Source organism: Levilactobacillus hammesii DSM 16381, from assembly GCF_001434395.1.
GTDB lineage: Bacteria > Bacillota > Bacilli > Lactobacillales > Lactobacillaceae > Levilactobacillus > Levilactobacillus hammesii.
In genome coordinates, this window is the sequence record NZ_AZFS01000007.1 from 14,206 (window position 1) to 26,914 (window position 12,709).

The window sequence follows — 12,709 nt, forward strand, 5'->3', positions numbered from 1 at the left end:
TTGGGGGATCAGGGGTTCAGAGGTGTTGCGTAGGGCTTGTGCCAGGAGTATCTCCACTCGGTTAGTGATTCTTTTAGTTTCGTTTAAATTTACGGGATACCTCAGGATTTTGTCTAGGAATGTCACGCTTACTATTCAATAATACGGCCGAATCTGGTATAATATTGATTGAATTTTTATAGTTACCCGTTACTTAGAAAGTAGGGTTAATACATGACGCGCGAAGCTAGAGGACCTAAGGAAGGCGACTTCATTACGATCAAAAGCTACAAGCACGACGGAAGTTTGCATCGAACTTGGCGCGACACGATGGTACTCAAAACAAGCGAAAATGCCCTCATCGGCGTTAATGACCATACCTTGGTCACGGAAGACGATGGGCGGCGGTGGGTGACGCGAGAACCCGCTATCGTTTATTTCCACAAGCATTACTGGTTCAATATTGTTGCAATGATTCGGGATAACGGGGTGTCGTATTACTGTAATCTGGCTTCCCCGTACGTTTTAGATAAAGAAGCGCTTAAATACATTGATTATGATCTCGACGTGAAGGTCTTTCCGGATGGTGAGAAACGCCTACTCGACGTTGATGAATACCAAGATTTCAGTCAACGTTGGCAGTATGGTGAGGAGACCGACCGTATTTTGAAGGCAAACGTCTTGACCCTCGTCGATTGGATTAATCATCACAAGGGCCCCTTTTCTAAAGCCTATGTCGATCTATGGTATCAACGGTATCAGGAGCTGTTACGTCGCTCAAACTAGTGCGGCGCAGACCTGTAAGAGTTGTCTTCCGCATCACACAGGAGCAAGTCATTCGTGGCTCGCTCCTTTTTTTAAAAACACAGCGTTGCTGCCCGTCACCATGGTGAGGGGCAAGTAACGACTAAAAAATTAAAATGTCTGATGAAAGGGGCTTGCCCATGAAGTGGTTTGCCAACTCCCGACTGATGTTTTGGTCCGTGGAACTGTTGATTGTCGCTGCGCTGATTTGGGTGTGTACGCAGATTAGCTTTCTGTTTTCACCTATTGGGATTTTCTTGTCGACGATCTTTGCGCCACTGCTGATTTCGGGGATCTTGTTTTACTTGTTGAATCCGGTGGTTAAGTTACTGGAAAAGGTGCGGTGGAAGAAGTTCCATATCAATCGCACGGGGGCTGTGGCCCTGGTCTTCTTGTTGTTGGTATTGATATTGGTTGCGGGTGCGATGTGGCTGATTCCCCGGCTGGTCACGCAGGTGACAACGTTAGTGGGCAATATTCCTGACTTTGCTAAGTCGAGTGAAGCGGTTTTAAACAAGCTGATTAATCATCCCTTGCTGAAGGATATCGATTTTTCCAAATATCTGACGCAATTGCAAGCGGCACTCTCTAAATACGCACAGGGCTTCATGAGTGGGCTGACGAGCGGCATTGGCAGCATCATCGGTACGGTGACGACGGTCACGGTGACGGCCGTGACGGTTCCCGTCATGTTGTTTTACATGTTGAAGGATGGCGACAAGTTCATGCCGGCCATTCGGCGGTGGTTGCCTAGCAAGCACGGTGAACAGACGGCGGAGTTGTTGGGACGGATGAACAACACGATTGCCCGGTACGTGGGTGGTCAGATTGTGGAATGCCTCTTCGTAGGGAGCTTCACAGCGATTGGCTATTTCTTGGTCGGTGAAAAGTACGCGCTGTTATTGGGCTTTTTCGCGGGAATTTGTAATCTGATTCCTTACGTGGGCCCTTACATCGGTATTTTACCAGCCTTGATCGTGGCCTTTGCAACGAGTACCAGTCTGATTGTGTACGTGATCATTGTGGTGGTTGTGGTGCAACAGATCGATGGCAACCTGGTTTACCCCAACATCATTGGCAAGAGCCTGCAGATTCATCCCTTAACGATTATTATCATCCTGCTAGCGGCGGGAAATATCGCCGGGCTCTTGGGGATGATTCTAGCGATCCCACTGTATGCGGTGGTCAAGACGGTGGTGCAGTACCTCTACACCATCTGGCAACTCGAACATGCCGAAAAGAAGACACTGTAGCGGTTGGTCAGCTAAACGGACTTTTGGCGGCAAGATTAGTCAGCGACCTTCACCTGCGGCTGCCAGAGATTCCGGCGCTGTGGGGACCGCCTGCGGCCTGTGGAGCGGTCCTCCGGCTCGGTTTGAAGCCCGGCCAAGTTCACCGGTCTCCAAACACGTCCCACGCTGTAAGCCGAAAAATCGGCTAACACCGTTGTCACGGCTGCCTCCATCTCTGGCCGCCTCCGGTTAAGAAAGTTCTTACCCCAACATTGGTGTGAACATCGCTGAGCTGGCAACGTTCATCCCGGGTTATGGGCAACATTCTGTGTAGCCGTGAGTGAGTCAAATTTGGGCTCAGCCGTGGGATTTTCCAAGTGGGCTACTTGGAAAATGGCGACTTTGAAACGATGGTTTTTTCGGTTCAAAGCGAGGGAGAAGACCGCTCTATAGGCTTCTCCCGTCCTGCCCACCGCGTTCCAGCCCAAATTTGGCGAACGGTAAGGCGGCATTTTTCCACAATGTTACCGATTGAAACCGGCAGTTAGTAAGGTCGCATGTCTAAAGCGATGTGGGTGGACGCAAGGGTAAAGTTGGCAGAAATTATCAAGAAATGACTAACGTTTGTGGTTTGAAGTTGACGTGACCGCTGAATATGCTACTATTTAGTTTGTTATTGGATTTTTTGAAAAATAGAGCCCCGGGCATCATATTGGGGAAAATTAACCAGATAAAGTAGGAGATTCTACATGAAAAAAGTAATTACTTATGGAACGTTCGACCTGATACATAAGGGTCACATTCGGTTATTGAAGCGGGCCGCAGCCTTGGGTGACGATTTAACGGTCTGTGTTTCCTCCGACGAATTCAACGCGGAGAAGGGTAAGCGGGCATACACCTCTTACGAAGACCGGAAGTACATCCTGGAAGCCATTAAATACGTTGACCACGTGATTCCTGAAACCACTTGGGATCAAAAGATTCGCGACGTTCAGGAAAACAACATTGACGTTTTCGTCATGGGCGATGACTGGAAGGGTAAGTTTGACTTTTTGAAGGATTACTGTGAAGTCATTTACTTGCCACGGACTGAAGGAATCTCCACGACTAAAATCAAGCACGACCTTGGTCTTTCCGATGAAGAGACTTGGAAGGAAGACGAGAAATAGTGCTGGCAATGAAATCCTTAGTCGCAGACTAGGGATTTTTTCTTAGGGACACGTAGACGGAGGCAAATAAATGCAGCAGTTTATCTTTTTATTGACATCATTAAATGGCATGCACAAGCCAAACTTTTCCACACAATTGCTGAAGGCCCTCCAACGGGATGCTCAAGTCAGTGTGTTGGTGGCAATGGTTGACTTTGAATCAGTCTGGACGGTACGACAGTATTTGAACCAGTTAGCGCGAAAAGATCAGCGCATCAAACAGGTCCGGCTATTGACGCTGGCAGAAATGTTTGCGGATGAACCTGGCTTGGCCTTAACGGCTGAAGAACGGCATGAGATGAACCTAGAAAACGACGAACAACGACTATTTGCGGATAACCAGGAACAGGTTAAACGCTACCTAGATGCCGGACACATGGTTGCTGAGTTGCGGCAGATCGATGATGAGACACCAATGGTTCTGCGTCAGTACCAGGCCGATCAGTTGGCCCAAGTCGATACCTATGGCTTGGATGGGCAGATTGTGGGCATCGAAAAGATTGAAAATGAAGTGGCCCAAACTAGCTATCTGCTTAATCGGCACGGAGAAGCCGTCTTACGCTTTGTTCGTCATGAGCGGCCCGTTGAGCACATTTACAATTTAAGTGCCACCTCGGCGATGCTAGCTACCCAATTTGACGATGCTAAGCAGGTGGCGAGCGCAGCGACATTATCCAAGCGGCAATTGGAAAAGGCGGCTTCGGATGCCATTGATAAGACACAGGTGGTAACGGCGACAGAAGCTTACTACGGCGTCTTAGCCTACTCGAACTACCGGCGGTTTAATGACGTTTTTGCCTTTTACCAGGCGGTCTTAAGCCGGTTGTTGACCCCGGAAACGCGGTTGTACGTTGATCTAGCAGTCAATGCGCACTTCTCACCGCAAATGCCAAATCAGCTGATTTTTAACTACTAAGGAGTTTTTCCATCGTGCGTGCGATTTTATCTGGATTACATCATAAAAAGAATTTACAAGAACTTGAACTCGAACTGATCGATGTGCCGGAACCGTTTGACGATCTCGCGGTAACCTTCTTGGAAAAACAAACCAAGGCATCGATCACGATTCCAATCAGCAAGGTTGTCAGTGCACAGGTTGTACGCCTGCGTCTGAATGCCAGTGACTTACAATTTCCGGCGGAAGGGCAGAGCGAATTTAGCTGGGAACTATACCTTAACCTCCAGCAACAAAACACGCGGGGCCTGATCCAAGTCGAGAGTGAATATTTAAGCGACCGGCATCAATTGACCCTGACCAGTTACTATCAACTCAATAGTGACGCAAATGGGATGGCGTTGTTTAACATGCATACGGAGCAGGCGGAAGATGAGTTTGCGATCAACGCCATTAACCTGCAAGACGATGCACTTCAAGTGATTGGACCCAGTCGGATCAATAACCAGCCAATTACGAATCAACGACTGGTCCTGAAAAACGTTCAGGCGGATAGTTCAGCCGAGTGGCCCATTACCCACATGACGTTGCATGGCTTGTTTACGGGGACGATTCCGCTGTCCGATTTAGCGGCCGATAGCACCCAGCAACTCTTTATCCGGTCGACCGTGGGCAATCAAGACCTCGAACAACGGGTGGTCTTGGCCAAATCCCTAGCAGGTCAAGTGACACAAGCCATTACGGTTGGCCATCGCCTGGTCATCATTGATAAGCGATTTGATAACGGAATTCGGGTTCAGGAGATGGCTGCGCCGACCCTGCCTCAGCGTTTGGCCAATGTCCCATCCAAGGTTGGTGGGGCCACCAAGCTGTTGTCCATGCTGATGGACAAGGCCAACCTGTTCTACATGCGGCGCTTGTTCAAGCGGGGGCACCGCGCTTTTGATCAGCCAACCCTGATCTTTGAAAGCTTTGGCGGTCGGCAAGTCAGCGACTCCCCTTACGCGATTTACCAGTTGTTCACGCAACTTTATCCCGGGTTTACCTTCATCTGGTCCATCGACCGTTCACAGAAGAAGTTCTGTAAGGAAAATGGGATTCCCTATGTGATTCGGCGGACGTCCAAGTGGGTTCGAACCCTGGAAAAGGCTAGCTTCTGGATCAGTAACGCGCGGTTCCCATCATGGGTGAAGAAACCCAACTACGTGACCTACATTCAGACGTGGCATGGGACCCCGTTGAAGAAACTAGGATTGGATATTGAAAATGTATCGATGCCCGGCACCACGACCACGAAGTACCATGCGAACTTCGTGCGTGAGGCTAACCGGTGGGACGCACTGGTATCGCCCAACGATTATTCGACGCGTATTTTCCGGTCTGCCTTTGGTTTTAACAACCAGATCCTAAAAGTGGGTTATCCACGTAATGATGAACTCATCAACAGTACGCGTGAGGATGTCACGGCAATTAAGCAACAGCTGGGCATTCCGTTGGATAAGAAAGTGGTGCTCTACGCGCCAACTTATCGGGACAATCAATTCGCGGAGAAGGGGAAGTATACCTTTGAGTTGCCTTTCTCCCTCGACGAATTCCGGACGCGTTATGGCAAGGATGCCGTGTTGGTCTTACGGATGCACTATTTGATCTCGAATGCGTTGGATATTAGTGGTTATGAGGGGGTCGTCTTTGACTTCTCTAACCATCCTAACATCTCGGATCTTTATCTCATCAGTGACATGCTGATTACGGACTACTCATCCGTCTTCTTTGACTTTGCCTACCTGAAGCGGCCAATCCTGTTCTATCCGTACGATTACCACATGTACAAGGACGAACTGCGGGGCTTCTACTTGGACTACGAGAAGGATTTGCCGGGTGAAATTGCCCACAATGAAACGCAGTTACTCGATATGATTGGTGACAAGCTGAAGACGCCGGACATGAGTGACAATCAGAAATTTATGGCGTTCTACCAACGTTTCTGTTCGATTGACGATGGGTTAAGTTCCCTGAAGATTGTGAACTACGTCGTTCAACAAATCGAAAAGAACGGTTAGGCCCACTCTGTGAACGGACACTGGTCGTGAAGAACCAGTGACGATATCAGGGGATAAAAAAGCGAAGCCCAGTCGGCTTCGCTTTTCTGTCAATTAGTGGTCACGAGTTAGGTCTAACGTGGTGGCATTACCGGTGCATCTTGGTGGCTTGCCGATAGGCGTGGTGGCTGAGCCGCTGCGCAACGGCGCCTGGACGCACGGTATCTTTGAAATAGTCATCTAAGATCAGACGATAATTTCGCTTGATGAGGGTGACGTCCGGGTGTTTGTGGGTCGTCAGCTGTTGCTGCGCAGCCTGCGCTAGACGCAACGAAGAAGTGGCCTGATCCGTGTGCTTGATCAGGTAGGTGACATTCTTACTGGCCTTCTTGGCGTTCGGTGTGACCGGCTGATTGCGAGCATGACTACTGGCTAAAGAGGCATTCATGTTAGCCGTGAGACTGACAATCTCGTAGTACTGGTCCTTCTTGACCTGAACGTGGTCATAGGTCTTGAACAGCAAAACATTTAAGAGGGCCGCAATAATGACCAGACCAGCACCACTAATGATGATGGCCATGGCGGGACGCAGACCGCGCCGCTTGGCTTTAGCCACAAACAGGCCGACCAGTCCACCCACGGCCACGAGGGCGCCTAGACTAAATACAATTTCAATAAGCATCGCTTCGGTACTCGCCGACATTTTTTCACCCGTTTCTCAATGAATTCATTCCTTAATCATACCACGAAATGACCGGGACGCGGGTTAAAATGGGGCGGGGCCGTGAATTGTCACGGTAAATGTGTTAAAATCAAAACGCTGTGCAATTCAAATTTAACGGACAATTTAATTAAAATAAGAAATTTTGTGAGGACAAACAATATGAGTGAAAATAAGTTAGCAGCCGCGGTGGATAAACGCCGGACCTTTGCCATCATCTCTCACCCTGATGCCGGGAAGACGACGATCACGGAACAACTCCTGTTATTCGGGGGAGTCGTTCGTGAAGCCGGAACCGTTAAGGGGAAGAAGAGCGGTAATTTTGCGAAGTCCGACTGGATGGAAATCGAACAGAAGCGGGGAATTTCCGTGACGAGTTCCGTAATGCAGTTTGACTATCAGGGCAAGCGGATCAATATCTTGGATACCCCAGGACATGAGGATTTCTCTGAAGATACGTACCGGACGTTAATGGCCGTGGATTCCGCGGTCATGGTGATTGATTCCGCCAAGGGGATCGAACCGCAGACCAAGAAGCTGTTTCAGATCTGTAAGATGCGGGGCATTCCCATCTTTACCTTCATGAACAAGCTGGATCGGGATGGTCGGGATCCGATGGACCTGATCGCCGAATTGGAAGACGTTCTGGGGATCGAAGGTTACCCCATGAACTGGCCAATTGGGATGGGTAAGGAATTGAAGGGTCTGTATGACCGCTATCACCAACGGGTGGCCTTGTTCCGTCCGCAAGATGAGGCTCACCGCTACCTGCCATTGACTGACGATGGGGAATTGGTGGAACACAACGATTTGGAAGAAGACGGTTGGTACCAAGATGCCCGTGATAACATGGAATTGATTGGTGAAGCGGGTAATCAATTTGATGAAGCCAAGATTGCCAGTGGGGATCAAACCCCCGTGTTCTTTGGCTCCGCGTTGGCTAACTTCGGGGTTAAAACGTTCCTGGAAACTTATCTGGAATACGCCCCACAACCAGCGTCTCACCATACGCAAGAGGACCGCGACGTTGCCCCAACTGATCCTGAGTTCTCGGGCTTTGTCTTTAAGATTCAGGCTAACATGAACCCCAAACACCGGGACCGGATTGCCTTCGTGCGGGTCTGCTCCGGGGAATTTGACCGGGGGATGGATGTGACCCAGGAACGGACAGGAAAGAAGTTACGTTTGTCTAATGTGACGGAGTTCATGGCCGATACGCGTGAAAACGTGGAGAAGGCCGTTGCCGGTGACATCATCGGGTTGTACGATACCGGGAACTTCCAGATTGGGGATACCATTTATACGGGGAAGCAGGCTGTGAAGTTTGAAAAATTACCACAGTTTACGCCAGAACTTTTTGTCCGGGTTGCTGCCAAGAACGTCATGAAGCAAAAATCCTTCCACAAGGGAATCAATCAGTTGGTTCAAGAAGGGGCCGTTCAGTTGTACACCTCTTATTCAACCGGTGATTATATCCTGGGTGCCGTGGGACAATTGCAGTTTGAAGTCTTCCAATTCCGGATGCAGAACGAATACAATTCGGAAGTCATCATGGAACCTATGGGTAAAAAGACGGCGCGGTGGATTGATCCCGCTCAGCTGGACGAACGGATGTCTTCATCCCGGAACCTGCTGGTCAAGGACAACCACGGGGAGCCTTTGTTCCTATTCGAAAACCACTTCGCTGAACGGTGGTTTAAGGACAAATACCCTGATGTTGAATTAACGTCTAAACTATAATCTGAATTACTGAGGGAGTGAGACGTCAGACGGTTTGCTGGATCCAGCTGCCTTTTGCCCCCGCCTTTCGGTAGCATAATAGTAAAACAAGAATCGGCTTTTTTTCAGAATTCTGAAAAAAAACCGATTTTTGATTGTGCATTGGTTGTTTTTTGAAGATCCCGATTGGTAGATTGAAGTTGCAAGATCACAGTATTTGAACGAGATAACAACGAAAATCATGGACGGTAAGTAATCGTTCATGATTTTTAAATGGGTGAAAAAAGGCGGGCTGAACCGGATTAATGCGAGTTTGAAGTTTAGATGACTAAGAAATAGCGACATGTGGAAATTAAGACAGTTATTGCAAACTTTTGTAGCTGAATCACATGTGTAAGCGTTACAATTACTTGTGAGGTGGGGAAATATGCATAATAAAAAAAAGCATGCACTGCTTGTTTTCATTAGTTTACTAGTACTTTCAATATCGATTGGAATATTTTCAACAAAAACAATTGATGGTTATGCTCAGGAAAAGGGCATACTTATAACTGGTAGCGCAGTTTTTAAAGAAGAGAATAGTGACAAGCCATCACAACTAGTTCGTACATGGACCGTTCCTTTTGACAGAAATACCATTTCTGGAATCACTTACGATCGGTTTTTTCAAAGAGCAACTTTGGACTATTACGTTAAGCCATATACCTTTTATGATGAATTGAATATTCTTTTCCAATGTGGAAATAATGTAATTACGCTGGATCAGGCTATGGAAAAATACAAATCAATTTCTGCAAGAGAAAGTTATGAAGAAAGCCCCCAAGAGTTTGCCGATGACGTTAATTCGATTACTAACATTATCCCGCAAACGTCGGTTGACTACTCCAAAACTAAATTAGGTGCTAGTCAATCAGTTATTCCAATAGCTGATGGAGCTGATGGGACTACTATCGAACAATATAAGATACCTGATTTTGTCATCTATTTAGTTTCCAATGATTATACAATGACTATCAAATATGTTAAGCCAGATGGTTCGTCAGCAAAAGATGATCGCGTTGTTTCAGGATATGTAGGTGAAGATCCCACAATAATTGATAGTCCAGCCGTTCCTGGCTATGTACCTGATCAAAAGAGTGTCAAAGTCGACTTTGACAAAACTGGTGACTATAGTACGATTGTGCACTATACCAAGCAAAGTACGAATGCCGGTTCAACACCGGCAGCCGATCAAACTAGTTTAACGGCTAACAAAACAGCAGCGATTTCGGTTGGCCAATCGGTTGACGCTGCGACATTCAATGCTAAAGCGACTGATCGTGATGGTAAAGACATCCCTGTGATGATCGATACTAGCAAAGTGAATTTTAAAGTTGCCGGGACCTATCCCGTTACACTCAGTGCGGAAAATGGCAAGTCAGTAACGGCAACGTTGATGGTTAAAGCCGCAACGGCGGATTCAGAATTTGTTGCGCAAAAGAAGTCAGCAATTCTTGCTGTAAAGCCAATTTATTTATACCAAAAGTCGACGTTAAATAAACAACAACGACTCACAAAATATGCGAAAGCACCGCATGGCGAGAGGCCAATGTTTGTCGTCTTAGGCTATGCACACTCGAAAAGCGGATTATTACGTTACCACGTGAAAGACGTTAACCATGAGAGTAAGATTGATGGGAAGACTGGCTATGTAACTGCTAATTCAGACTTTGTGACACCGGCTTATTATCAGAAGACACTCAGACATGTGAAGATTTTAAGCAAGTCGGGCGTGAATGCGTATCGGAAGGTTAACTTAACGGGTGAGACTAAGCATCTAAAGAAGAATCAAACCGTAAAAGTCATTGGTTTAGAGCATCACAATTTAACCACCAGATTTAAGTTAAGTAATGGGAATTACATTTCCGCCAATAAGAACCTAGTGGAGACAGTTAAATAACTGATTCATAAAATCCCGGAAGTTGTTGCTAAGATTTATAGATATTTTGTTTAATAAGACCGAATCAAAAGAGGAGGTCTTTTTATATGTTTCAATAATACAGTAGTTTGTATGATGACATGTCCAATACCGTATGATAGTCAAAGGGCTACAGTTGAACATGTTATCATCGAACTTATTAGCTAATGGGTAACAAATTGAATTTAACAGTCATCAAAAGTTAACGGTAATCCCGGTCTTGTAAAACAAGCGGATTGCTATAGTTTACGTCATAAAAAAGACGTTAATGTCTTCAATTCATTCTCCGTTGTGGGACAAGAAAAAAGTATGATGTGGTCAATTTCAAATTGATAGCGCAAAGCTAGCCTCAAGAGAAAGTTGACGACTATCAGCGTTTGCCTTAGCATTAGAAAACGGCCGATTATCACACGAAAATCTAAGCCAGCTGTTATTAAAATTACAGGGGATTGTATTGTCTCTCATATAAACTAATAAAAGCGCCTTCAAATGGGCAGTTTAAAAGGTTTGGGGAGAAATATAATGGCTGAAAATAATAATAAAATCACGCTAATGGCGTTAGTCATGATGATTTTTACCACCGTGTTTGGTTTTGCAAATAGTACGGTGGCCTATTTCTTGATGGGATATTCATCGATTCTATTTTACTTAGCGGCAGCGGTGCTATTCTTTATTCCGTTTGCCTTAATGATGGCCGAATATGGTGCCGCCATCAAATCCGATGAAGGGAGTGGGATGTACCAGTGGATGGAAGTGAGTGTCAATTCACAGTTCGCGTTCATTGGGACCTTTATGTGGTTCGCGTCCTACATCATCTGGCTGGTCTCGACCTCGGCTAAGGTGTGGATTCCCTTCACCACGTTGTTCTTCGGGACGGATCAGACGCAGAAATTTGCGATTGCTGGGCTGAACGCCACGCAAGTCATTGGGATCTTATCCTGTTTATGGATGATCCTGGTCACGTACGTCTCCATCAAAGGGGTCAAAGGCATCGTCCGGGTCACCAGCCTGGGGGGAATTGCCGTGATGAGTCTAAATGCGATCCTGCTGGTCGTCTCTGGGGTCGTGTTGGCCTTGCGTCACGGTCATATGGCCCAACCACTACAGCACTTCATGACCTCACCACATCCCAATTACCAACAACCGATGGGGATTATGAGTTTTGCCGTATTTGCCATCTTTGCGTATGGTGGGCTGGAAGTCTTAGGGGGCATGGTTGATAAGACCAAGAACCCGGAAAAGACGTTCCCAAAGGCCATTGTCATCTCAGCGATTGTCATCACGCTGGGCTATGCGATTGGGATTCTCTGCTGGGGGATCAGCACCAACTGGAATGCCGTTCTGTCGGACCCCTCAACGAACATGGGGAATATCAGTTACGTCATGATGCGGAACCTGGGGGATGTCTTGGGTGAGTCGTTAGGCTTGAGTGCGGCGACGAGTACCACGATTGGGCTGTGGTTTGCGCGCTACACCGGGCTGGGCATGTTCCTGGCATACTCCGGGGCCTTCTTTACGTTGACCTACTCCCCCCTGAAGACGTTGATCCTCGGGACGCCCAAGTCAATGTGGCCGAAGAAGTTTACGGTGCTTAACGAAAACGACATGCCAAGCTATGCCATGAAGTTACAATGTGCCGTCGTGATCGTGATTATTCTGTTGGCCTCGTTTGCTTCTACGGATGCCTCGGCCTTCTATAACATTTTGACGCTGATGGCCAACGTTTCCATGACGTTGCCTTACCTGTTCTTGGTCTACGCCTTTCCTAAATTCAAGCATAACCACGACATTCAAAAGCCGTTTGAAGTTTACAAGTCACCGGCTTGGACGACCGTGATTAGTTGGGTCGTCTTCATTGTGGTGCTGGGGGCCAACACCTTCACGCTGATCCAACCTATCTTGGAAAATGATGATATTCAAAGTACCATTTGGATGCTGGTTGGGCCAATCCTGTTTGGCCTGCTCGGGGTGATCTGGTACCACGTGCGTCAGCGGAAAACGACGCAAGACTAACATTTCTGAATAAGTGAGAGAGACCGTGTGATCCTTTGGGGATGCACGGCCTTTTTGATGTGGAGAAAGAATAGGGAAGGGTATGTTCAAATTTAGAAGCGATTCCTTGAAAAATTGATTCATAATCCGATAAAAGATAAAG

Annotated in this window: 9 protein-coding genes; 8 read left to right on the top strand and 1 reads right to left on the bottom strand. The window is 47.2% G+C overall.

Going from position 1 to position 12,709, the window contains the following annotated elements; translation table 11 throughout:
- Positions 1-213: 213 nt before the first annotated feature.
- The 5 genes from ntdP (at position 214) to FD28_RS00915 (ending at position 6,178) form a co-directional block, all read left to right on the top strand.
- Positions 214-765, top strand: coding sequence for a nucleoside tri-diphosphate phosphatase (gene ntdP, locus FD28_RS00895; protein ID WP_020089703.1), 552 nt, complete (start codon positions 214-216; stop codon positions 763-765).
- A gap of 158 nt (positions 766-923) precedes the next feature.
- A complete protein-coding gene (locus FD28_RS00900; RefSeq protein ID WP_057731660.1) occupies positions 924-2,036 on the top strand; it encodes an AI-2E family transporter in 1,113 nt (370 codons plus the stop codon).
- A gap of 728 nt (positions 2,037-2,764) precedes the next feature.
- On the top strand, positions 2,765-3,184 hold the full coding sequence (tagD, locus tag FD28_RS00905) for a glycerol-3-phosphate cytidylyltransferase (protein WP_057731663.1): 420 nt from the start codon (positions 2,765-2,767) through the stop codon (positions 3,182-3,184).
- Positions 3,185-3,254: 70 nt separating this feature from the next.
- Positions 3,255-4,139 carry a hypothetical protein gene (locus FD28_RS00910; RefSeq protein ID WP_057731665.1) on the top strand — a complete coding sequence of 295 codons (885 nt, stop codon included), beginning with the start codon at positions 3,255-3,257 and terminating at the stop codon, positions 4,137-4,139.
- A 14-nt stretch (positions 4,140-4,153) separates the two neighbouring features.
- Positions 4,154-6,178: a CDP-glycerol glycerophosphotransferase family protein gene (locus FD28_RS00915; RefSeq protein WP_057731667.1), complete on the top strand. Its 2,025-nt coding sequence runs from the start codon at positions 4,154-4,156 to the stop codon at positions 6,176-6,178.
- Positions 6,179-6,305: 127 nt separating this feature from the next.
- Here the strand turns inward: FD28_RS00915 and FD28_RS00920 are convergent, their stop codons facing one another.
- Positions 6,306-6,839 carry a hypothetical protein gene (locus FD28_RS00920; RefSeq protein WP_235806821.1) on the bottom strand — a complete coding sequence of 178 codons (534 nt, stop codon included), beginning with the start codon at positions 6,837-6,839 and terminating at the stop codon, positions 6,306-6,308.
- 201 nt (positions 6,840-7,040) lie between these two features.
- Here FD28_RS00920 and FD28_RS00925 point away from each other — a divergent pair, with 201 nt between their 5' ends.
- From FD28_RS00925 to yjeM, 3 genes are all read left to right on the top strand, one after another.
- Entirely contained in the window at positions 7,041-8,618 is a 1,578-nt protein-coding gene (locus FD28_RS00925; protein WP_057731669.1) for a peptide chain release factor 3, read from the top strand.
- A 406-nt stretch (positions 8,619-9,024) separates the two neighbouring features.
- On the top strand, positions 9,025-10,536 hold the full coding sequence (locus tag FD28_RS00930) for a DUF5776 domain-containing protein (protein ID WP_057731670.1): 1,512 nt from the start codon (positions 9,025-9,027) through the stop codon (positions 10,534-10,536).
- Positions 10,537-11,076: 540 nt separating this feature from the next.
- Positions 11,077-12,567, top strand: a complete 1,491-nt coding sequence (yjeM, locus tag FD28_RS00935) for a glutamate/gamma-aminobutyrate family transporter YjeM (RefSeq protein WP_057731671.1) — start codon at positions 11,077-11,079, stop codon at positions 12,565-12,567.
- Positions 12,568-12,709 lie beyond the last annotated feature (142 nt).